Raw genomic sequence first — 21,810 nt, forward strand, 5'->3', positions numbered from 1 at the left:
CTGCTGCGTATACAGAAGCAAGGGAGGCACGCAATACACCTTGGCAGCAATGCAACAGCACCGCCGCAAGCAGGTGCGCCTGATCACAATGGGAGCATGAGCGCCAATACACCGGACAACGACCTGATGGACTTACTAGACCGCGTAGCAGCCCGGGATGAGGCTGCTCTCAAACAGTTGTATGACCAGAGCGCCTCCCGGCTCTATGGTCTGGCGCTGCGCATCGTCGGCAACAAAGAATGGGCCGAGGATGTGCTGCAAGAGAGCTTTCTGGGTATCTGGCGCAATGCAGGTACTTACCGCGACTCCCTCAGTCCGCCGCTGGCCTGGATGGGCATGGTGGTGAGAAGCCGTGCGCTGGATTTTTTGCGCCGCCGCCGCGCCGAACGCCTGCACCTCAATGTGCCGATTGAAGACATGGATGAGCTGTTGCCGGACAACGATGGGAAAAGCCCTCTGCAATGGGCGCAGGCCAGCGAGCAGGCCGCTGCTCTGCACCAATGCCTGCAGCGCCTTGAGCAGGCTCAGCGGCAGGTGGTGAGTCTGGCCTACCTCAAGGACCTGAGCCAGAGTGAGCTGGCCAGCTACCTCAAGCTGCCGCTGGGCACCGTCAAGACCTGGATGCGCCGCAGTCTGGAGCAGCTGCGCAAGTGCATGGCCCGTCATGTTTGAGTGGCAGGAGCAGTCATCATGAACTTGACCCAAAAACCAGAGCTGCTCGATCGCCTTGCCGCGGCCTATGCGCTGGGCACTTTGCGAGGTGGAGCGAGGCGGCGCTTTGAGCAACTGGCGCGCGAATATGCGCAGGTGCGCGCCGCCGCGCTGCTGTGGCAGGGCCGCTGGTCGGCTTTTTCAGAAGTGCAGGAGCCGGTGCAGCCCGATGCAGCGGTATGGACGCGTATCGACAATCTGCTGCAGGCTGAAAAAACCAATGCAAAGCTGGCGCAGCAGCGAGAGCTTGCGACAACGAAGTCGCCCAACCGGGCACTGGCATGGTGGCGTGGGCTGGCCGTGGCAGGCATCCTGGCGACGGTGGCGGCTGTCTCCGTGGGGCTTTGGCTCACAGACACGGCGCAGCAGCAAATGTCTTCACTGCAAGCTCAGCTACAGACCACGCAAGCTGCGTTGCAGGCGGCGCCCCAGATTCAATATGTGGCGGTGCTGGCCGATGGCAAGGCTGATGCCTCCATGCTGGTAACGTTCGACCCTCGAAACAATCAGCTGGTGCTGCAGCGTGTCGGTGGCTTCAAGGAACCCTCCAACCAGTCTCTGCAGCTCTGGGCCCTGGCCCCGCAAGGCGCACCGCGCTCTTTGGGGGTGATGGGGCATGGCAAGCTGGATCAGTTTGAAGCACATGAAAGTGATGTCAAAGCCGTGCCTGCTCTTGCCATCAGTCTGGAGCCCAAGGGCGGCGTGCCCAGCGAAACAGGGCCTACAGGCCCGGTGCTGTTCAAGGGTGCCTTGATTCGGCGTGATTTATGAAGCAGTGCGGCTCTTGAGCTGCTTTCTCACCTAACAAAAAGGCTTGCAGAAATGCAAGCCTTTTGTGGTTGTAGCGCTTATTTATAAAGCGCTAGCAGCTATTGATGTGATAGCAATCAGATCAGCGATTTAGCATTGTTCAGAACAAAGTCGCAGGCCTTTTCCTTCACGCTGCTCTTGACCTTGTCCAGATTGAAGCTCTTGCCGTCCGAGCCGGTGACCATGCCCATCAGGCCGTTCTGGTAACCAGTGTCCTTGGGCTCTTCTTTCTGGCCCAGTCCCAGCTTGCCCAGCAGCTGATCCTTGACCTGCGCGGCCTTGTCGGCGTTCAGGTAGTTGTTCTTCATGCAGTAGGTGATGACGCCTGCCGCGTTGCTGGCCGTGCCAGAGCCGGTCAAACCACCCAGCCCCAGAGCCGACAGCGCAGAGCCACCTGCACCCGCAGTGCTGCCGCCGCCGAGCATGCTGCCCAGACCTGAAGAAGACGATGAGCTGCTTTCAGTCGCGCCGCCCAGCTGGCCGCGAAGGGCATCACCAAGGCCGCTTGCGTGGGCGCTGAATGCACCAGCTGCCAGAGCAGCGCAGACCAGAGTCGAGAGGGCAAATTTCTTCATGACTGTCATCCTTTTCAAGACGGGGCCGGTCAGGCCCCGGTTCAAACCGAGCTGCACGTTAGCACATGTGCCAAGGGGCAAAGTGTTGAAGATTGCAAACTGTTCAACGCACAGGGCTGGCCGTCGCGGGCGCTTGCGGTGCGGCGGGAGCAGGGGCTGTTGTCGCTGGAGTGTTTGCAGAAGCAAGCGGCGTGCCCGCAGCCGTTGGCGGTGGGTTTTTCTGGATCACGGTGCGCACAGTGCGCGGTCCTTCTGGCGGCTTGGGGAAGCCTGTCAGAGCGGCATCAAACAGAATGCCGAAGATGGCGGGGTCATCCGTCCACACATCCTGGCGCTGGGCCGATGTTTCATAGACGATCTGCTGGGTCTTGATGTCGCGCATGACGATGCTCACGGCGCGGTAGTACTCCAGCGGCGGGCCATCCATCATCATCATGCTGCCGCCAAAGCCCATGCCCCAGCCGCGACCGTAGCTCATGCCCCAGCCCCAGCGTGGGCCCCAGTAAGGGTCGTAATAGGGCCAGCTGGCGTAGTCGCGCGCATAGCGGGCCACGGCGCTGATCTGCACCACAAGGCTGGGTCGCGAGTCATCGCGGATCATGCCCACGCGGGCCAGCGCATGCTGGGCCTGGGCCTCGACGGCGGGAAAGTGCACCTGGCCCTGCTGCGAGGGCAGGGTTTCCAGACGGTAGGTGGGCGGCACGGGAATGCCCGGCAGCGAGGAAAAGCTCTGTACCGTGCTGTTGACTTCACGCACGGTGCTGCAGCCGGTCAGCAGGGCGGTTGCCGTCAGGGCGGCGATGCCAAGCCAGCGGTATGAAGTGTTGCGCAGGTTCATGGTGATATCTCTCTCTGATACGACAAAGGCCCATTGAATGGGCCTTTGTTTGGACTTGTGCGTCCCGTTTTAGTTCAAAAGTCCAATCAGGACAGTTGTACCACCTGCAAGCCGCCGGGTAGGGAAGCCATAGTTGGCAGCTCTTCATGGTCAAACGCCATGTCGCCGTTCGGGTCGGCAATGCCGGTGGCCTTTGCACCCTTGAAGTCGTGCAGCAGGGGGTCCATCATGTGTGTGGTCACGATGTTGCCCATGGCGCGGAACATGCTCTCGATACGGCCGGGGAACTTCTTTTCCCATTCGCGCAGCATCTCGCCGATGACCACGCGCTGCAGGCCGTCCTGGCTGCCGCAGAGGTTGCAAGGAATGATGGGGAAGTTCTGGTACTGCGCCCAGCGTGCGGTGTCCTTCTCGGGCACATAGGCCAGAGGACGGATCACCACATGCTTGCCGTTGTCGGACACCAGCTTTGGCGGCATGCCCTTCATGCGGCCACCGTAGAACATGTTGAGCATCATGGTCTGCACGATGTCATCGCGGTGGTGGCCCAGTGCAACCTTGGTGCAACCCAGCTCGTCAGCCACCTTGTACAAAATGGCACGGCGCAGGCGCGAGCACAGGCCGCAGGTGGTCTTGCCTTCGGGCACGACGCGCTTGACGACGCTGTACGTGTCCTGCGTTTCGATGTGGTAGTCCACGCCCAGGCTCTTGAAGTACTCGGGCAGGATGTGGTCGGGAAAGCCGGGCTGCTTCTGGTCCAGGTTCACGGCCACCAGCTCGAACTTCACGGGCGCGCGCTTTTGCAGCTTGCGCAGGATGTCGAGCATGGTGTAGCTGTCCTTGCCGCCGGACATGCAGACCATGATCTTGTCGCCTTCTTCAATCATGTTGAAGTCGACGATGGCCTTGCCTACTTCGCGGCACAGGCGCTTTTCCAGCTTGATCTGTTCGCGCTCGATCTTGATCTTGCCGGGCTTGCCAGCTTCTTCGCCAGCATTTTGCGCGGCGGCTGCGTCAGCGGCTTCGGCCTCTTCGGCAATCCAGGGGTTGTCGTTTACTGCATTCATGGGGTTCACCATTGTCCGGTTTCGATGCGAATGGCTACTTCGCAGTCGTCAAAAATTTCCAGCTTCGCAATTTTTACACGTACGCCGCGTACGCCGGGCAACTGCAGCAGGCGCTGGGCCAGCTTGCCGATCAGGCTTTCGAGCAGGTTCACATGCTCGGAGGTGCACTCGTCGATGATGATCTGGCGCACCTTGCGGTAGTCCAGCACGTGAAGAATATCGTCGTCACGCGGCGTCAGGGGCTGGGGGCCGAGGTTGAGTTCGGCGTCGACCTGAATCGGCTGAGGCTCTTTTTTCTCATGCGCAAGAATGCCGAGGCTGGCGTCAAAGCGCAGCCCGGAGAGCGTGAGAATCTGTTGTCCGGAAGAGGAAGTCATGGAAAGAGGGAGGAGTGCGGCCGGGAGGCCTCACATCATCGAAAAATCGCGCTCAAAGCGCTGTAAATGCTGGCCGCCATCGACCAGCATGGTCGTGCCCGTCATCGAACGGTTTTCCAGCGCAAAGCACACGGCAGCCGCAATGTCCTCGGGAGAGGACGAACGGCCCAGCGGACTCATGGAGTGCAGGGCTTCGAACTTTTCCTGGCTCAGCATATGGCTGGTCAGGGTCAGGCCGGGCGCTACGCCAACCACCCGCACCTGGGGCGCAAGCGCCAGCGCAAGAATGGTGTTGGCTGCTTCCAGAGCCGCCTTGGAGAGCGTGTAGCTCAAAAAGTCGGGGTTCTGGTTCCAGAGCTTCTGGTCCAGTACATTGACCACGGCGCCATGCGCAGCCTCATCGCCAGCGGCGATGCGCGCCAGGATGTGGGTGTGCAGAGCCTGGGACAGCAAGATCGGCGCGGCCGTGTTGCTGCGCAGGTGCGCTTCCAGGGCTACATAGCTGAAGCTCTGGGCATCGTCATGCTCGAACAGCGAAGCGTTATTGACCACCGCATCAAGGCGGCCAAAGCGCTCCACCACACGAGGCACCAGCGAGCGCACAGATTCCTCGTCAAAGAAATCTGCATCAAAAGCCGCGCTTTCGCCCGACAGTTCTGCGCAAGCCGCTACGGTTTGCATAGCGTTTTCGTGTGAATCGCGGTAATGCACAGCCACTTGCCAGCCCGCGCGGGCCAGAGCCAGGGCCATGTCGCGACCAAGGCGACGGGCAGAACCGGTCACCAATACTGTGCGTGTTCGGGCGGTTGAGGACATTCGTGGAAAATGCGTGTTGTGACGACAGAATCCACCAGTTTAACGAGCGCCTTGCAATCTCGCATTGCCAAGGAAATTGCCGCCGTGGGCGGCTGGCTGCCTTTTGACCGATTCATGGAGCTTGCGCTCTATGCGCCGGGACTGGGCTATTACGCCAATGAGACGGCGAAATTCGGGGCCATGCCAGAGTCGGGAAGCGACTTTGTGACCGCCCCTGAAATTTCCCCTATTTTTGGTCAATTAGTGGCGTCCCAATTACGGGAAGCGCTACAAAAAACGAATACCAACGAGATCTGGGAGTTCGGTGCCGGCACCGGCGCGCTGGCCTTGCAGATCCTCGATGAAATGGCTTTGCTGGGCACGTTGCCCGAGCGCTACACCATCGTTGATCTCTCTGGCACGCTGCGCGCACGCCAGAAGCAGGCATTGACCAAATACGAACACGTAGTGCGCTGGGTTGATGCGCTGCCTGATTCCATGGAAGGCGTGATCATCGGCAACGAGGTGCTGGACGCCATGCCTGTGCAGCTGCTGCAGCGCACCAAAGGCCAGTGGCATGAGCGCGGCGTGGTCATGAGCGGTGATGAATTTGCCTGGGAAGACCGCCCCACCGAGCTGCGCGCTCCGGTGGATATTGGCGGGCCCCAAGACTATCTGACCGAAATTCACCCGCAGGGCGAGGCCTTCATCCGCACGCTGGGTGAGCGCCTGACGCGTGGCGCAGCCTTCTTCATTGACTATGGTTTTGGTGAGAGTGAGTACTACCACGAGCAGCGCCACATGGGCACCGTGGTCTGCCACTACCAGCATCAGGTCGACAGCGACCCGCTGGTGCTGGTGGGGCTCAAGGACATTACGGCCCACGTCAACTTCACCGGCACAGCCGTGGCCGCGCAAGATGCGGGCTTTGATGTGCTGGGCTACACCAATCAGGCCTATTTCCTCATCAACTGCGGGCTGGCGCCCAAGCTGGACGCAGCCAACCTCAAGGCGCGCTCCATGGCGTCCAAGCTGGTGATGGAGCATGAAATGGGTGAGCTGTTCAAGGTCATCGCTCTGTGCAAGGGCGTAGAGCCCTGGCGACCGCTGGGCTTTGTGCAGGGTGACCGAACGCATAGGCTGTAATTCCCCTGAGGCGCTTTGCGCTTTCCCCCTCTTTTTTCGGGAGGAGGCGGCTCTTCGCTGAGGGGTGGCCCTTGCTGGATGTCTCGGGGCTCGATCTTGCCGGTTTCAGCGCTTGTTCAAGGCATACACTTTCATCATGATTCGCTGGTTGATCGTCATTTTCCTGGCCCTGTTGCTCATCAACGGGCTGCACGGCTGGCTGCAGCGCATTGGGCTGGGGCGTCTGCCCGGCGACTTTCGCTTTCGGCTGTTCGGGCGCGAGTTCTTCCTGCCCATCGCCAGCACCGTGCTTCTCAGTGTGATCGCGGCGCTGATTGCGCGTTTTGTGAAGCTTTGAGTTGCTGACTTGAATCTGCCCGCACTGGCAGCAAATACCGGTATGAACCCGACTTGTGCCCGCTTGCACAAGCCATGCACCGCTACAGAAAGGTTGTCCTGTGTCCGAATCCCTGCATTACGTCTGCCCCCACTGCCACACCACCAACCGCATCGCCAAAGAGCAGCTGAGCCATCAGCCTGACTGCGGCAGTTGCCACAAGCCCCTGATGACGGGCGAACCCGTGGCGCTGGATGACGGCAGCTTTGCCAAACATATTGGCCGCAGCCAGTTACCGGTAGTGGTGGATTTCTGGGCACCTTGGTGCGGTCCTTGCCGCATGATGGCCCCCGCCTTTGCGCAGGCTGCTCAGCAGCTCGCCGGGCAAGCGCAACTGGCCAAGCTCGATACCGAGGCGTATCCACAACCGGCCGCGCCGTTTGGCATTCGCAGCATTCCCACCATGGTGATCTTCAAGGAAGGCAAAGAGCTGGCCCGCGTCTCCGGTGCCATGCCTGCGGGTGAGATCGTGCGCTGGGTGCAGTCGGTGATCTGAGGGGCATCACCCCTGCGTTTGCTGGCGAAGTGCTGCCACTTCCTCGTCGCTGAACACACGTGAGCGGGTCAAAAAGGCTTTTCCCTCTGGCCCCTCCAGCGACAGCGTGCCGCCGCCGTGGCCGTCGATCACGTCGATGATGAGCTGGGTGTGCTGCCAGTACTCAAACTGCGAGACGCTCATGTAAAACGGCAGGCCGCCAATCTCGCCCAGCTTCACGTCGCCGGGGCCGATGGTCAGCTCGCCCTCGATGTAGCAATTGGCCGCGCTGTTGTCGCAGCAGCCGCCGGACTGGTGAAAGAACAGATGCGGCCCGTATTTGGCGCGGAGCACGTCGATCAATGCAATTGTGGACGGGGTGGCAATGACGCGATAGACCATGATGCTCTCCCTATGTGGCTGCGACACCCGAGCTCACGCTCGGATGGCGCAGCAATGCATATTCGGCGTTGCTTTAAGCGGCGATGTCCAGCACCACGCGGCCTTCAATCTTGCCCTGGTGCATGCGGGCAAAGATATCGTTGATGTTTTCCAGTTTGTCGGTCGTGACCGTCGCCTTGACCTTGCCCTGGGCGGCAAAGTCCAGTGACTCCTGCAGATCCAGCCGTGTTCCGACGATGGAGCCGCGCACCGTGATGCCCTGAAGCACCATGGAGAAGATCGGGAGTGGGAAATCTCCTGGCGGCAAGCCATTGAGGGAGACCGTTCCGCCGCGGCGCACCATGCCCAGCGCCTGCTCGAAGGCCTTGGGCGACACGGCCGTGACCAGCACGCCATGTGCACCTTCAATCTCTTTTTGCAGGTAGGCCGCAGGGTCTGTCGTCATGGCATTGACGGTGACGGTGGCACCCAGTTGGCGCGCCAGGGCGAGCTTGGAGTCGTCAATGTCCACTGCCGCCACATTGAAGCCCATGGCTTTGGCGTATTGCACGGCCATGTGGCCCAGGCCGCCGACACCGGAGATCACCACCCAGTCGCCGGGCTTGGCATCGGTGACCTTCAGACCTTTGTACACGGTGACCCCGGCGCAGAGTACGGGAGCGATGTCGACAAACCCTATATTCGACGGCAGGTGGCCCACATAGTTGGGGTCGGCCAGTGCGTAATCGGCAAAGCCGCCATTGACCGAGTAGCCGGTATTGGTTTGGGATTCGCACAAGGTTTCCCAGCCGCCGATGCAGTGGCGACAAAAACCGCAGGCGCTGTGCAGCCAGGGCACGCCCACGCGGTCGCCTTCCTTGACATGCTTGACGTTTTTTCCCACAGCGGCGACATAGCCGACACCCTCGTGGCCGGGAATGAAGGGTGGGTGGGGTTTGACCGGCCAGTCGCCTTCCGCAGCATGCAGGTCGGTGTGGCACACGCCGGAAGCAGCGATCTTGACCAAAATCTGATCATCCGCCGGGCGGGGTACGGGCATTTCTTCAATGGTGAGGGGCTTCCCGAAGGAGCGCACCACGGCAGCTTTCATGGTCTGGGGTAAAGACATCAGAGTACCTTCTTGAAGTCGGTGCATGACCACAGCCGGTGGGCTGTGTGTGCACCTTAACAATGAGCCATGCGGGTATGCATGGTGTTGTACGCAGGCTGGATGGCCCTGTGCAGAAGACCGTCGCACCCCCTGGGAAAGAGCAACGATCTCCATGCACTATGAAGCCTCAGGTGTCTCAAGGCATTTGATGCAGCTCAAATAGGCCTCGCTCTCGCCACGATGTCATGTGGCGGTCATCTTTAGAAGAAGCCGAGTTTGGATTCGGAGTAGGACACCAGCAGGTTCTTGGTCTGCTGGTAGTGGTTCAGCATCATCTTGTGGTTCTCCCGCCCTATGCCCGATTCCTTGTAGCCGCCAAACGCCGCATGTGCGGGGTAGGCGTGGTAGCAGTTGGTCCACACGCGCCCAGCCTTGATGGCTCGGCCCATACGGTAAGCAACGTTGCCGTTGCGACTCCACACACCGGCGCCCAGACCGTACAGCGTGTCGTTGGCCAGCTCCAGCGCTTCTTCCTCGGTTTTGAAGGTGGTCACGGCCAGCACGGGGCCGAAGATTTCTTCTTGGAAGATGCGCATCTTGTTGTGGCCCTTGAAGATGGTGGGCTGCACGTAATAGCCTCCATCGAGTGCGCCGCTCAGCTGAGCCTGAGCGCCGCCGCACAGTACTTCGGCGCCTTCTTGCTTGCCCAGGTCCAGGTAAGAGAGGATCTTGGTCAGCTGCTCCTTGCTGGCCTGTGCGCCCATCATGCTGGTGGGGTCCAGCGGGTCGGCATGCTTGATGGCGGCGACTCGCTTGAGCACACGCTCCATGAACTTCTCGTAGATGGATTCGTGGATCAGTGCGCGCGATGGGCAGGTGCAGACCTCACCTTGGTTGAAGGCAAACAGCACCAAGCCTTCGATGGCTTTGTCGAGGAAGCTGTCGTCCTTGTCCATGACATCGGCAAAGAAGATGTTGGGCGACTTGCCGCCCAGCTCCAGCGTGGCGGGAATCAGGCTGTTGGCCGCAGCCTGCGCAATCACGCGGCCCGTGCTGGTGGAGCCGGTGAAGGCAATCTTGGCAATGCGCTTGCTTTGCGCCAGCGGCATGCCGGCTTCGCGGCCAAAGCCGTTGACGATGTTGAGCACGCCGGGCGGCAGCAAATCACCAATCAATTTGGCCAGCACCAGAATGGAGATAGGCGTTTGCTCCGCGGGCTTGAGCACCACGCAGTTGCCCGCCGCCAGCGCTGGGGCCAGCTTCCATGCCGCCATCAGGATGGGGAAGTTCCACGGAATGATCTGCCCCACCACGCCCAGCGGCTCGTGAAAGTGATAGGCCACGGTGTCGCCATCAATCTGGCTGATACCGCCTTCCTGCGTTCGAATGGCGCCTGCAAAGTAGCGGAAATGGTCGGCCGTCAGCGGAATGTCGGCGGCCAGCGTTTCGCGGATGGCCTTGCCGTTGTCTATGGTTTCCACATAGGCCAGCAGCTCGCGGTTGGCGTCAATGCGGTCGGCAATCTGCAGCAGGATGTTGCTGCGCTCGGTGGGGCTGGTTTTTCCCCAGGCGTCGGCGGCGGCGTGGGCTGCATCGATGGCTTTTTCAATATCGGCCGCCGTGCCTCGCGCGGCTCGGGTGTAGACCTTGCCGGTGATGGGCGTGACTACGTCGAAATACTCGCCCCCGCTGGGCGGAACCCATTGGCCGCCAATAAAGTTTTCATAGCGGTCTTGGTATGTATGCAGCGCACCGGACTGGCCGGGAAGGGCGTAAGCCATGGGTAACCTCCAGAGCAAGAAAGCAGGGGGAATCAAAGGGTGTGCAGGCCTTGCTTCACGGTGGTCGTGCAGCCTGCAGTCCTACATATTCCTGCCTGATTTATCGCTGGGGAGAGGTGGTTTTCCCTCTGCGGGTGTTCCCTTGGTGTGGGCAGGCTCAGGCGGCAGGTGCTGCAGAGTCGGGCAAATCGGTTGCAGTCACTTGTGGTTGTTGCAATTGCAGCGCAACTGCCTGCTCGCGTGCCTGGCTTACCGCATCGCCAATGGCTTTGCCTTTGAGTCCACGCTGGGCGGCGGCCTGTGCAACGGGGGCTGTCTCTACGGCCAGCGCGGCGCTCAGTGCATTGCTCAGGCGCTGGCGCTGCGGGTAGGGGGCTTCTTCAAAACCCAGGCGGCCACGGGCATCACACTCGCAGGCCAGCAGGGCTTCTTCAAAGCGTTCGGGCTTACGTATGGCGTCGCAGCGCTCCAGCAATCGCAGCAGGGCGGCGGCATTCAGCTCATTGCTGCGGTGAATATTGCCGTGCTCGCGGGCCACGACTTCGGCCAGTTCCTTGCAGTCATTGGGCACGCGCCAGCGGTCGCAGACCTGCAGCAGCAGGCGGGCGCTGCGCTGCTCATGGCCAATGTGGCGGGGCAGCACATCGGCGGGTGTCGTGCCTTTACCAAAGTCATGGCACAGGCAGGCAAAGCGCACGGTGAGCGGGGCCTGCAGGCGAGCGGACATGTCCAGCACCATCATGGCGTGCACGCCGGTATCCACCTCGGGGTGGTATTCCGCGCGCTGGGGCACGCCCCAGAGTTTGTTGAGTTCAGGCAGCAGCCGCTCCAGTGCACCGCAGTCACGCAAGATGTTGAACATGCGCGAGGGCTGGGCCTCCATCAGGCCGCGGCTGATTTCTTGCCAGACGCGTTCGGGCACCAAGGCATCGACCTCGCCCGCAGTCACCATCTCTCGCATCAGGGCCATGGTTTCGGATGCCACGGAAAAATCGGTAAATCGCGCCGCAAAGCGGGCCAGACGCAGAATGCGCACCGGGTCTTCGCGAAAGGCATCGGTCACGTGGCGCAGAACCCGGTCTTTCAGATCCTGCTGACCGTTATAAGGGTCTACCAAGTCTTTTAGCTCGCTGGCGCTTTTCCAGTCTGCGGGGGCAGCTATGGAGTTGATAGTGAGGTCGCGCCGCGCCAGGTCTTCTTCCAGGGTTACATCAGCGGCGGTGTGCACCACAAAGCCGCGATAGCCCATGCCGTTCTTGCGCTCGGTGCGGGCCAGCGCATATTCCTCATGGGTCTTGGGGTGCAGAAACACGGGAAAGTCGCGCCCAACGGGCACAAAGCCGCGCGCAGTCATCTGCTCTGGCGTGGCGCCCACCACCACCCAGTCGGTGTCGTTGACGGGCAGGCCCAGCAACTGGTCTCGCACTGCACCGCCTACCTTGTAAACCTTGAATTCGCTCATGCTGCAATGGTAGTGGCTACTCGGTGCGGTGCTGACTGGTTTTTTCTCAGCGCTGCGTGCGGTAAGGCTCTTGAGACGGCAAAAAGTCATTCTCGGCCAGCGCGCCCTGCACCCATTCCTGCGTGGACGGCAGCAGGCAGATGCGCTGCACATAGGCGGTGACTAGCGTGGAGGTGGGCAGGCCGTAGCTGTTGATGCGCATGCAGGCTGGGGCAAAAAATGCATCGGCAATGCTGAACTGGTCAAACAGCATGGGGCCGTGGGCGGCTTGCAGCTGGGGTAGCCAGAGTGCTTCAAGCTTGCGCACATCGGCGCGTAGTTCTGGGTGTCGTTCCCAGAGCTGGGCGCCGACTTTGTCCAGACTGGCTTCGATATTCATGGGGCAGATGCTGCGCAGGGCGCCGAAGCCGCTGTGCATCTCAGCGACCAGACTGCGCGCGCGGGCGCGGTGGGCGGCGTGCTGGGGCCAGAGGTGTTTTTCAGGATAGCGCTCGGCCAGGTATTCAGAGATGGCAAGGCTGTCCCAGATGGCCAGGTCGCCATCGACCAGCACCGGCACCTTGCCCACGGGCGAGAGCGATAGCATCTGTTTTTTGAATTGCGAGTCTGCTGCAAAGCTGTCAAAGCGTACTTTGACCTCATCAAAGTGAATGCCGCTTTGGCGCATCAACACCCATGGGCGCATGGACCACGACGAATAATTCTTGTTGCCGATATGGAGTTTGAGCATGACGGTTCCCCGATTTCAATGCGTTTCAGCTTATTACGCTTGCTGGCGGCGGTCTGTAGTTCTGAGCGCCGCAGTTATGCACAGGGCTGTGCGGCAAGTGATGTAATTGCACACCTATGGCAAATACTTCCACTACTTCTGCAAACGTCGCCGCCACTACAGCCAATGTGGCCGGTGCCGGTCATCACAAGGGCGCGCTGGTGCTGTTCTCTGGCGGTCAGGACTCGACCACCTGTCTGGCGCAGGCGCTGGCCATGTTTGACCGAGTGGAGACGCTGGGCTTTGATTATGGTCAGCGTCACAGCGTGGAGATGGCCGTGCGCGCCGGTGTGCGTGAGCAGCTGGCGCAGCGCTTTCCGGCATGGGCGCCGCGTCTGGGTGAAGACCATGTACTGTCGCTGGATGTGCTCAAGCAGATTGGTGGTTCATCGCTGACGGACGATGTGGCCTTTGCCATGCAGGCCGATGGCTTGCCCAACACTTTTGTGCCGGGCCGCAATCTGCTGTTTTTGACGCTGGCTGGGGCGCTGGCCTATAGACGTGGGCTGACGGTGATCGTCACCGGCGTGTGCGAGACCGATTACTCCGGCTACCCCGACTGCCGCGACGACACCATGAAGGCGCAGCAACTGGCGCTGAACCTGGGGCTGGAGCGCCGTTTGCGCATTGACACCCCGTTGATGTGGCTGGACAAGGCCCAGACCTGGCAGATGGCCCATGACTTAGGCGGTGATGCGCTGGTGGAGCTGATCCGGGTGGAGACTCACACCTGCTATCAGGGCACGCGTGATGCGTTGCACGAATGGGGCTATGGCTGCGGCAGCTGCCCGGCCTGCGAACTGCGGGCCTCAGGCTGGAAAAATTGGCGCGCCAGCCAGTCGGCTTGAAGAGGCGATCAATTGAATTTGATAGCTGCTTGCGCTCAATAAAAAAGGACTTCAAGGCGATTAACCTTTGAAGTCCTTTGAATAAAGGCGGTAGATGCTCCTTAATAAGGAGCATTTTTTATGCCTTAAACGTGGGGTCGTGTCGCGATCTGCCCGGCCCGGATCTGCTCGGTCATATGGCTCAGCCAAGCTTGGCTCTCGGGCGTTTCAAACAGAAAGTCCCATATCGCGTTGTGCTGGCGTGGCGTCAGGCTCAGTGCGCCGTGGCGGCGCATATGGGCTTGCAGCCTGTGCATTTCTTCGCGGTTCAGCGGCAGTTGCATCACGGTAAGAGGGGCGCGCGGGCGGTAGCGGCGCTGGGGAATGTTCTTGTTCGGGCGACTCATGGCAAACAGTTCAAAGGTTCAGACGGGCCAGACTACACCGTTGTCGTTCAGGATGGCGTCCAAGGGTAAATCATGCGCCTCAGGATGGAAGTCATCCACATAGCCATTGGTGTAGCCCAGACCCACGGTAAACGGGCGCGGGGTCAGCTCGGCCAGCGTGCGGTCATAAAAACCGCCGCCATAGCCCAGCCGGTAGCCGCCAGCGGCATAGCCCACGCAGGGCACAAACAGCAGCGTGGGCACCAGCAGCTCGGTGTCCTTGGGCTTGGGGATGCCATAGGCGTCCTCTTCCATAGGACAGCCGGGGTACCAAGCGTGAAAACTCAGCGTCTTACGCTGTTTGTCAATCACTGGCAGCCCAATCCTGCGCCGTTGTGGGGTACCCTGTAGCTCGCCATCTTCTTTCCAGCGATGCAGAGCAGGCAGCGGGTCGAATTCACCCTTGATGGGCCAGTAGGCGCCAATCACGGTATCGGGTCGCTCCATTAGCCAAAAGCGCATCACCTGTTGTAGCGCGTCTGCACGCTGCAGGCGATCTGGAAGGTTGAGGCGCAGTTCAATCAACTTGCGGCGTAACGCTGCTTTGTCCATCGGGTAATTTCCTCCATGCACTGGCTGAAGATTTTGACACCGCTTTGTGCGGCTTCCATGTTGACTGTAGCTGCTCCGTTTGCGCAGGCACAAAATTCGGGTGATGCCGTGTTGCTGGATATGCAAAAAGCATTCCGCGCGCGCAACCAGACAGCCCTGACCCAGCTGCTGCCACAGGCCAGCGGCCACCCCCTTCAACCTTGGGCCGCTTACTGGGAACTCAAGAACCGTCTTGAAACCTCGGCGCCTGATGAAATTCAGGGATTCCTCACCCGTTACGCTGGCACTTACCAGGAAGATCGCCTGCGCAACGACTGGCTGCTGATGCTGGGCAAGCAGCGCGACTGGAGCACTTTCAGCCGCGTCTACCCCCAGTTCCGCATGCGTGATGACAAGTCTGTCACCTGCTACGCTTTGCTGGCCGATGCCGTGCAAGGCCGTGGCGCGCCCAATGTGGGCCAGCAGGTACGCGATTTGTGGATGGCGCAAAAAGATGCCGATGACGGTTGCACCACCGCTGCTGGCCAGATGTACGCCAGCAAGCTCATCAGCGCTGAAGATGTGTGGCGCCGCGCCCGCGTAGCAACTGAGAACAACCGCCAGAAGGCGGCGCGTGATGCGGTGGCTATCGTCGCGCCTGATGCGGCAGACCAGGTTGCGCAGGTCTTTGCTTCTCCCGCCAAATATCTGGCCGGGCAAAGCAAGTCCCGAGGTCGCGAGCGCAAGGAGCTGGCGCTGCTGGCCCTGATCCGCATGGCAGCGAGTGACCCCGATGGCGCGGCTGGCCAGATTGAAGGCGGCTGGGGCGCACAGCTCAGCGCTGAAGAGCGCAACTGGGCCTGGGCCGTGGCCGGCAAGCAGGCTGCCTTCAAGCTCTCGCCTGATGCCAACACCTACTTTGGCAAAGTGCGCCGCAACGAAGACCTGAGCGATGAGCTGCTGGGCTGGAAGGTGCGTGCCGCCCTGCGTGCCGGTGACTGGAAAGCCGTGCGCCGTGCTGTCGACGCCATGGGCCCCGAGCGCACCGACCCGACTTGGGCTTACTGGAAGGCCAAGGCCATGCTGGCTGGTCGCCCCAGCGCCGAAGAAAAGGCGGAGGCCCGTCAGTTGCTGGAAGACACCGCGGGCAGCGGCAGCTTCTATGAGCAACTGGCGCTGGAAGAAATCGGCCAGCGCATTACCGTGCCGCCCGCCCCCGCACCGCTGACGGCGCAGGAAAAAGCCACCGCGCGCAGCAACCCCGGCTTGGCCCGTAGCCTGTATGCGATTGGCATGGGCCTGCGCAGCGAAGGCGTGCGCGAGTGGAACTACAGCACCAACCTGCACCAGCCCGGTGGCCTGGAAGACCGCGAGCTGTATGCCGCGGCCGATCTGGCCTGCGAGCGCCAGGTCTGGGACCGCTGCATCAACACCAGCGAGCGCACCAAGACCTTTGCCGATTGGAAGCAGCGCTATCCCATGCCCTATCACGACACCGTGCTGGCCAAGTCGCGCAACATCGGTCTGGACCCGGCCTATGTCTATGGCCTGATCCGCCAGGAAAGCCGCTTCATCATGGATGCGCGCTCGGGCGTGGGTGCCTCGGGCCTCATGCAAGTCATGCCCGCCACGGCGCGCTGGACGGCCAAGAAGATCGGCATGACCGGCTTTACGCCTGACATGATCAACGACCGTGATACCAACATCACCATCGGCACGTCGTATCTCAAGCTGGCGCTGGACGATTTTGACGGCTCCATGGCCATGGCCGCCGCAGGTTACAACGCAGGCCCCGGCCGCCCACGTAACTGGCGCAACGGCCCCACGCTGGACGCCGCCATCTGGGCCGAAAACGTTCCCTTCAGCGAAACGCGCGACTACGTGAAGAAGGTGCTCTCCAACACCACCAACTACGCGGCGCTGATTACGGGTCAGCCCCAGTCGCTCAAGAGCCGTCTGGGCACCGTTGGTCCACGCCCCGGCAACGAGGCAGAGCCTATGAAGGATCTGCCGTGAGCAAATATGCGATGAGCTGATTGCTCATTGATTGATAGCTGAAAGCGCTCACCCTAGAAAAAGGGTGAGCGCTTTTTTAATGGATTTTTTGCTGAATGCTTTCAGTCATGTACCGTCGACGAGAGCTTCGCTTTCATCGACGGTGGCATGGACTTACTGGAAGCGGTAGGTGCCCGTCAGCATGTACGAGCGGCCCGGACCTACGTTGGCGAAGACGCCGACGTGCGAGGCATCGTAGACGCGTGCATTCGAGATGTTGTTCACATTGAGTTGCAGCGACAGTTGATGGTTGAACTCATAGCGTGCCATTGCATCGTAGCGAACGTGGCTAGGCAATTGCATTTGGTTGGCGTCGTCGGCATAGCGCATGCCCATATAGCTTGCACCACCACCTACAGTGAGGTTGGGAAGTACTTTGTAAGTGGTCCACAAGGTGGCGCTTTGTTTGGCAATGAATTTGATGCGGTTGCCGTCAAATACTTCATTACCGCTACGGTAGCTGCTGATCTTGGGGTCCAGGTAGGTGTAGCCGGCCCAGATGCTCCACTTGGGATTGATAGCACCGCTAACGCCCAGCTCAAGACCTCGTGTGCGGTTGTTGCCGCCCAAGGTCACGTCGCCAGTCAGCGGGTTGGTAGAGCGGGCATCGGTTTTCTTAGTCTCAAACAAGGCGGCAGTGACCGACAGTTTGTGGTTCAGCAAATCCCACTTCGTGCCCAGCTCCCAGCTGCGGCTCTTTTCAGGCTTCAGGTTGCGGATGGCGGCACCGCCAGCTGCTCCATCTGCACCACCGCTCTGGCCCAGGTTTTCCCCGGATGGGTTGGACGAGGTGCCATAAGACACATAAATGCTGCCGTTCTCAGCAGGTTTATAGACGGCGCCTAGCTGGTAGTTCCAGAAGCTATCAGTGCGGCTGTCTGTGAAGTTATTAACCTCAAATCGGTCACGGCGCAGACCTGTATTGATGGAGAACTTGTCATTGATCTGCATCGTGTCGAACAGATACAGCGATTGGGTCTTTATCTCGCCCGCAGCCTTTTGGGGGCCGTACTGCAGTTGGTAGTTGTATTGCTTGTTCGGGTTGGGGTTGTACAGAGAGTCGTGTTCACGGCCTGGCAAACCTGTGATGGTTTTGTCATAAATCTCCTCTTTGCCAAACTCCAGGCCCGTGCTGAAGCTGTGTTTGACGCTGCCAGTGTTAAAGCTGCCGAACAGGTCGGTCTGGTTGATCAGTGCTTCACTGCTGCGCCAGCGGGCGCGGTCGTCGCGGCGGAACTGGGCGCTTGCGCTGCCCGGGTTACATGCGGCGCTGGTGTTGCCTGCAACGCAGTTGTCAAACGAGGGGCGGCTCATCAGATAATGATTCAGCGACTTCGTCTGGCGTGTGGTGTTGCGGAATTTCAGCTCGCTGGTGAAATCGTGCTCAAAAATGGCTGTGGCCGTTTTCATCACGTTTTCGCGAAAGTCAACGTTATGGCGACCATAGAAGTTGTTGCGATCAACTTCGATAGGGCGATTCAGCTCTGGATGCGCTGCGGTCTTGAATGGAATTCCCAAGTCAGGCATGTCGTTGTTCTCAATGTGTGAGTACGACAGCTTCAGGCGTGTGGGGGTTCCCAGACCAAAGGCGAGCGATGGAGCAATGCCAAAGCGGTCAACCTTGACACCGTCACGGCCAGGAACTTCTCCGCCCATTTTCATGACGTTCAGGCGAAATGCACCGCTTTCTGAGAACTTCACATTGCCATCCACCGTGGAGCGCCATTGCTTTGCATTGCCAAAGCCTGTGCTGGCCTCAAAGAAGTTATCCAGCTTTGGGGATTTTGTTTGCAGATTGATACTGCCCCCTGTGCCGCCACGACCCGTATAAGCCGAGCTAGGACCTTTGATGACCTCCACGGATTCAATGTTGAAGGTTTCGTGCGAGCCGCGTGCGTAGTCACGTACACCGTCAATGAAGATGTCGGTGCTGGCTTCGTAGCCGCGAATGAATGGCCTGTCGCCAGTGGGCGTGCCGCCTTCCCCCGAACCCAGTGTGATGCCAGGAGTGGTTCGCAGTACATCCTGAAGCGAGGTTGCGCCCCGGTCCTTGATCAACTCTTCCGTGATGACGGTGACGGATTTAGGCGTGTCCAGCAATGGCGCTGTGAACTTTGGGCTGCTGGCTTTAGAGGGCGTTTGATAAGGGGCGTCGTGCTGCTCCGTCACGGTGACAGTGTCCAAGGTCACTTCAGCAGCGTATGCCGGTGCGATGGCTAAAGCAGCACCGCTTAGTACGGCACCAGCCCAAAAGTGACGTCCCAAAGAAGAGTCGTGTGCCAGTGAAAAAGCTTCTTGGGAAGGCGAAGCGAGCAGAGTTGCAGGGGGCTGTCCAGCAGCTTGGTGGTCCATGGAAATCTCCTGTGTTGTTGAAAGAAGAAAACGGGCAAGACCGTGCTTTATCAAGGCAGGGGACACCCTGCCTAAACGTGTAGGCACGACTATGTAAAGAAGGGGGTGCAGCGTGAATTGCTGCAGGAAGCCGTTGGGCTTAGGCGCTATGCCTTAACCAGAGGCTTGGATGACGCACTACAGCAGTAGGCGGGAATGGCGGTACGGAATGAGGACATGGCAACTTGTAGCGTTTGCGTTGCAAGCGCTAGAGACATAAGAAGGGAAGAGGCCAGGCACGGCGTGAATTGCGGTGCGGCATGCGCTTGATAGAGCCCTTGTTATGTATCTTTATGTGAAGGCCAAGTGTGGGAATTATCTTGCAAAATGATGCAAATAATTCTCATTAGCAGAATCATTTCATGATTTGTTGCATGAAAAGCACATGCCCGTGCTGGAGAGTAGTTTTACGAAATGAACCAGTCAAGTTGGCCGCAGCAATGCGGCGCTGTACAACGAAGGCTTACAGCTCAGCGTTGAAGTCACTAGGCGACTTGACTGCCTGCCAAGAGCAAGGCTTAAACGAAAGAGACCTGTTCGACAAGGACTTCCGCAAGTACCAGCAGGTCAGCGTCAACGGCACGCCCACCTGGGTGAATAGCTACTTCCAGGGTGGCTCTTCCGTGTCCGGCGTGACACAGGCAGGTCGTACCTTTTGGGTTACAGCGAATATGAAGTTCTAAAACGGATCGTTTTTAGCTTCTGAATCAGGAGCTGTCAGCGCACGCTAATCGGTGATTTCAGGGTTTTTTCATCCTGAAATTGAAGATTGAAAAGCGCTGGCAGCTCCTTTTTTATGGCGGCTTCACTCAATTTTTGGTCTGTGCTCCCTGCAGCGCCTGCTGCAACAGCGCATGCAACTGGGTTTGCTGCTCGACGGGGAAGTCGCGCAGCAGCTCGGCGGCGATTTTCTCGCGCTGATTTTTGAGCTGGGCGAACAACTGCTGCCCCTGCGCGCTGAGCTGCAGACAGCGCACGCGCTTGTCGGCCTCGCTGGCCGAGCGCTCCAGCCAGCCCTTGTCCTGCAACTGGGTCAGCATGCGCGCCATCTGGGCTTTGTCGGTGTGGCTGTGCTCAACCAGCTCTTTTTGCGTAATGCCCGGGTGGCGACCTGCGTGCATCAGGATGCGGAACTCATTGAACGTCAGCCCCGGCTGAATGCGCTCTAGCGACTGGAGCAGGCGCGCGCGAAACTGGTGCATCAGGTCATGCAGCACTTCAAACACATCGGCGGCAAGGGATGAACTCATGGTGGGAAAGGTTTATTTGTTGACTTAGTCAACTTATTAATTGATATTTAGTGGACTTTATCAACTTCTTTAGAAAAATGTCCAACACCGAAGTAACACCCATCATGCAACGTGTACGCCACGAATTTCGCGCTCGCCATGTGCAACTGCTGGCACGCGAGCAAATCAGCCCCGGTTTTATCCGCCTGACCTTGGGCGGCCCTGAGCTGGAAGGCTTTGTCAGCGCCGGTTTTGACGACCACACCAAGCTCATCCTGCCGCAGGCCGGGCTGGATAAACCCAATCTGCCGCAGATGGTTGACGGCCGCCCGCACATCGATGGCGAGCGTCCCACCATGCGCGACTACACACCGCTTAACTACGATGCCGCTCGCAACACGCTGCAGATGGAGTTTGCCGAGCATGGCACCGGCCCGGCCGTGGAATGGGCGCGCACAGCCCCCATAGGCCAGTGGCTGGGTCTGGCTGGGCCGCGTGGCAGCTTGGTCGTTCCTGCTGATCTGGACTGGCATGTGCTGCTGGGCGATGAAAGCGCTATGCCCGCCATTGAGCGCAGGCTTGCCGAGCTGCCCGCCAGCACCCGCGCCATTGTGCGGGTGCAGATCAGCAACCCAGCCGATCAACGCGCATGGGCCAGTGCTGCCGCGCTGGATTTGCAGTGGGTGACATCGCTGGCCGACGCGGCTGATGCGTTGGAGTTGCCTGCGGGAGATGGCTTTATCTGGGCTTCTGGAGAGAACCGTGCCATGGCCGATTTGCGCCAGCGCTTGCTGGCCAAGCCCGGCGCCAACCCCAAGCGCATGCGCATTGCCTCGTACTGGAAGCAAGGCGAAGCGGCTCACCATGAAGAGCTGAATGCCAATGACTGAGGCGACTGAAAAAGACTGCTTGAGTCACTCGGCAGTGAAGCCACGCCGCAAACTGCACAAGCGCTTTACGCCATTGGTGTTTGCCTTCTACATGGCGCTGATCATGGCGTTTCTCATGTGCAGCATCATCGTGGCCGTTAATGGCGGGCTGGGCGCGGGTTACTGGTGGACGGTACTCAAGGCCTATGCCGTGGCCATGCCTTCTGCCTTTTGCTGTGTGGTGCTGGTGCGCCCTGTGGTGATGCGGCTGGTGGCCGCCACCGTGCATCACTGATTGAGCAGAATGGGTGCGCCAGCTGCGTTGTGCTGCAGCTGGGCAGCTTTGCTAGCAATCAGACCATCGATCAGGCTATCCAGCCATTGCTGCAATGTCTGCGCTCCGAAGTAGGTCCGGTGCAAGATGCCGAAATAGGGCGTGCCATGAATCCAGTGGCTGAGATCTTGCAGGCTGATGCTTTGCCACTCCAGCAGCTTGTATTTGAGCAGCACTTTGGCCGCATAACTGGCATGGCGCTCGGGTGATTGCACAAAGCCTGCAAGCCGTTTTCGCGCAATGGCCAGTGCCGCAGGCACATCGGTAAACACGCTGCCGTGGCCTGGCGCTATGGTTCGCGGCTGCAGCTGCTCAATCACATCCAGCGTGGCTGCCACTTCATCAAAAGCGGCAATGCCTTCAATCTCGGGGAAGACCACGCCAAAGCCGTTCTCCCACAGCGCATCGGCTGAGATCAGGGTGCGGCTCTCGGGCTCGAACAGAATCACCGAAT

The 21,810-nt window shown here is 59.8% G+C and carries 24 protein-coding genes and 1 pseudogene; 10 read left to right on the forward strand and 15 right to left on the reverse strand.

The annotated features are described in order from the left end of the window. Positions 1-96 precede the first annotated feature (96 nt). Both RSF91_RS03035 and RSF91_RS03040 read left to right on the forward strand, forming a co-directional pair. A complete protein-coding gene (locus RSF91_RS03035; protein ID WP_332567017.1) occupies positions 97-672 on the forward strand; it encodes an RNA polymerase sigma factor in 576 nt (191 codons plus the stop codon). 18 nt (positions 673-690) lie between these two features. Continuing rightward, positions 691-1,482, forward strand: coding sequence for an anti-sigma factor (locus tag RSF91_RS03040; protein WP_332567018.1), 792 nt, complete (start codon positions 691-693; stop codon positions 1,480-1,482). A 116-nt stretch (positions 1,483-1,598) separates the two neighbouring features. Here the strand turns inward: RSF91_RS03040 and RSF91_RS03045 are convergent, their stop codons facing one another. The 5 genes from RSF91_RS03045 to RSF91_RS03065 form a co-directional block, all read right to left on the reverse strand. Continuing rightward, entirely contained in the window at positions 1,599-2,096 is a 498-nt protein-coding gene (locus tag RSF91_RS03045) for a DUF2501 domain-containing protein (RefSeq protein ID WP_332567019.1), read from the reverse strand. 103 nt (positions 2,097-2,199) lie between these two features. Then, complete coding sequence (locus RSF91_RS03050) at positions 2,200-2,934, reverse strand: DUF4136 domain-containing protein (RefSeq protein ID WP_332567020.1); 735 nt, start codon at positions 2,932-2,934, stop codon at positions 2,200-2,202. 86 nt (positions 2,935-3,020) lie between these two features. Next, the gene (ttcA, locus tag RSF91_RS03055) at positions 3,021-4,001 is read right to left on the reverse strand and encodes a tRNA 2-thiocytidine(32) synthetase TtcA (protein WP_442878790.1); all 981 of its coding nucleotides are present in this window, start codon (positions 3,999-4,001) and stop codon (positions 3,021-3,023) included. A 5-nt stretch (positions 4,002-4,006) separates the two neighbouring features. Beyond that, positions 4,007-4,378 carry a dihydroneopterin aldolase gene (locus tag RSF91_RS03060; RefSeq protein WP_099735586.1) on the reverse strand — a complete coding sequence of 124 codons (372 nt, stop codon included), beginning with the start codon at positions 4,376-4,378 and terminating at the stop codon, positions 4,007-4,009. 30 nt (positions 4,379-4,408) lie between these two features. Next, positions 4,409-5,194 carry an SDR family oxidoreductase gene (locus tag RSF91_RS03065; protein ID WP_332567022.1) on the reverse strand — a complete coding sequence of 262 codons (786 nt, stop codon included), beginning with the start codon at positions 5,192-5,194 and terminating at the stop codon, positions 4,409-4,411. Positions 5,195-5,203: 9 nt separating this feature from the next. Between RSF91_RS03065 and RSF91_RS03070 the strand changes: the two genes are divergently transcribed. From RSF91_RS03070 to trxC, 3 genes are all read left to right on the forward strand, one after another. Beyond that, on the forward strand, positions 5,204-6,319 hold the full coding sequence (locus RSF91_RS03070) for a class I SAM-dependent methyltransferase (protein ID WP_332567023.1): 1,116 nt from the start codon (positions 5,204-5,206) through the stop codon (positions 6,317-6,319). A 136-nt stretch (positions 6,320-6,455) separates the two neighbouring features. Beyond that, on the forward strand, positions 6,456-6,656 hold the full coding sequence (locus RSF91_RS03075) for a DUF2905 domain-containing protein (RefSeq protein WP_169107734.1): 201 nt from the start codon (positions 6,456-6,458) through the stop codon (positions 6,654-6,656). Positions 6,657-6,756: 100 nt separating this feature from the next. Further along, positions 6,757-7,191, forward strand: a complete 435-nt coding sequence (gene trxC / locus RSF91_RS03080) for a thioredoxin TrxC (protein WP_332567024.1) — start codon at positions 6,757-6,759, stop codon at positions 7,189-7,191. Positions 7,192-7,197: 6 nt separating this feature from the next. Here trxC and RSF91_RS03085 read toward each other — a convergent pair whose 3' ends face one another. From RSF91_RS03085 to RSF91_RS03105, 5 genes are all read right to left on the reverse strand, one after another. Then, a complete protein-coding gene (locus RSF91_RS03085) occupies positions 7,198-7,572 on the reverse strand; it encodes a DUF779 domain-containing protein (protein ID WP_332567025.1) in 375 nt (124 codons plus the stop codon). 73 nt (positions 7,573-7,645) lie between these two features. Beyond that, positions 7,646-8,680 (reverse strand): alcohol dehydrogenase AdhP, encoded by a 1,035-nt coding sequence (gene adhP, locus RSF91_RS03090; protein WP_332567026.1) that lies wholly within the window; start codon positions 8,678-8,680, stop codon positions 7,646-7,648. A 242-nt stretch (positions 8,681-8,922) separates the two neighbouring features. Continuing rightward, positions 8,923-10,443 (reverse strand): acetaldehyde dehydrogenase ExaC, encoded by a 1,521-nt coding sequence (gene exaC, locus RSF91_RS03095; RefSeq protein WP_332567027.1) that lies wholly within the window; start codon positions 10,441-10,443, stop codon positions 8,923-8,925. A 157-nt stretch (positions 10,444-10,600) separates the two neighbouring features. Beyond that, positions 10,601-11,905, reverse strand: a complete 1,305-nt coding sequence (locus RSF91_RS03100; protein WP_332567028.1) for a multifunctional CCA addition/repair protein — start codon at positions 11,903-11,905, stop codon at positions 10,601-10,603. 46 nt (positions 11,906-11,951) lie between these two features. Beyond that, entirely contained in the window at positions 11,952-12,635 is a 684-nt protein-coding gene (locus RSF91_RS03105) for a glutathione S-transferase family protein (RefSeq protein ID WP_332567029.1), read from the reverse strand. A 116-nt stretch (positions 12,636-12,751) separates the two neighbouring features. Between RSF91_RS03105 and queC the strand changes: the two genes are divergently transcribed. Then, positions 12,752-13,522 carry a 7-cyano-7-deazaguanine synthase QueC gene (queC, locus tag RSF91_RS03110; RefSeq protein WP_332567030.1) on the forward strand — a complete coding sequence of 257 codons (771 nt, stop codon included), beginning with the start codon at positions 12,752-12,754 and terminating at the stop codon, positions 13,520-13,522. Positions 13,523-13,647: 125 nt separating this feature from the next. On the opposite strand, the gene RSF91_RS03115 is transcribed toward queC, so the two are convergent. Both RSF91_RS03115 and RSF91_RS03120 read right to left on the reverse strand, forming a co-directional pair. After that, positions 13,648-13,908, reverse strand: a complete 261-nt coding sequence (locus RSF91_RS03115) for a hypothetical protein (RefSeq protein WP_332567031.1) — start codon at positions 13,906-13,908, stop codon at positions 13,648-13,650. An 18-nt stretch (positions 13,909-13,926) separates the two neighbouring features. Continuing rightward, a complete protein-coding gene (locus tag RSF91_RS03120; protein ID WP_099735598.1) occupies positions 13,927-14,499 on the reverse strand; it encodes a 5-formyltetrahydrofolate cyclo-ligase in 573 nt (190 codons plus the stop codon). Between the two features lie 15 nt (positions 14,500-14,514). Between RSF91_RS03120 and RSF91_RS03125 the strand changes: the two genes are divergently transcribed. Next, entirely contained in the window at positions 14,515-16,494 is a 1,980-nt protein-coding gene (locus RSF91_RS03125; RefSeq protein ID WP_332567032.1) for a lytic transglycosylase domain-containing protein, read from the forward strand. 153 nt (positions 16,495-16,647) lie between these two features. Here the strand turns inward: RSF91_RS03125 and RSF91_RS03130 are convergent, their stop codons facing one another. Then, positions 16,648-18,885 carry a TonB-dependent receptor gene (locus RSF91_RS03130; protein ID WP_332567033.1) on the reverse strand — a complete coding sequence of 746 codons (2,238 nt, stop codon included), beginning with the start codon at positions 18,883-18,885 and terminating at the stop codon, positions 16,648-16,650. Positions 18,886-19,418: 533 nt separating this feature from the next. Here RSF91_RS03130 and RSF91_RS03135 point away from each other — a divergent pair. Beyond that, positions 19,419-19,607, forward strand: coding sequence for a hypothetical protein (locus RSF91_RS03135; RefSeq protein WP_332567034.1), 189 nt, complete (start codon positions 19,419-19,421; stop codon positions 19,605-19,607). Positions 19,608-19,733: 126 nt separating this feature from the next. Here RSF91_RS03135 and RSF91_RS03140 read toward each other — a convergent pair whose 3' ends face one another. Next, on the reverse strand, positions 19,734-20,174 hold the full coding sequence (locus RSF91_RS03140; RefSeq protein WP_332567035.1) for a MarR family winged helix-turn-helix transcriptional regulator: 441 nt from the start codon (positions 20,172-20,174) through the stop codon (positions 19,734-19,736). 77 nt (positions 20,175-20,251) lie between these two features. Here RSF91_RS03140 and RSF91_RS03145 point away from each other — a divergent pair, with 77 nt between their 5' ends. Both RSF91_RS03145 and RSF91_RS03150 read left to right on the forward strand, forming a co-directional pair. Beyond that, positions 20,252-21,043: a siderophore-interacting protein gene (locus tag RSF91_RS03145; protein WP_332567036.1), complete on the forward strand. Its 792-nt coding sequence runs from the start codon at positions 20,252-20,254 to the stop codon at positions 21,041-21,043. Next, positions 21,036-21,317, forward strand: coding sequence for a DUF2798 domain-containing protein (locus RSF91_RS03150; protein ID WP_332567046.1), 282 nt, complete (start codon positions 21,036-21,038; stop codon positions 21,315-21,317). Before RSF91_RS03145 ends, RSF91_RS03150 begins: the two co-directional genes overlap by 8 nt. Here RSF91_RS03150 and RSF91_RS03155 read toward each other — a convergent pair. Continuing rightward, positions 21,311-21,810: pseudogene (locus tag RSF91_RS03155) on the reverse strand (MBL fold metallo-hydrolase); the annotation flags it as partial. The gene RSF91_RS03150 and the pseudogene RSF91_RS03155 sit on opposite strands and share 7 nt — an antisense overlap.

The sequence above is a fragment of the Comamonas sp. genome (assembly GCF_036643215.1).
Classification (GTDB): Bacteria; Pseudomonadota; Gammaproteobacteria; order Burkholderiales; family Burkholderiaceae_C; genus Comamonas.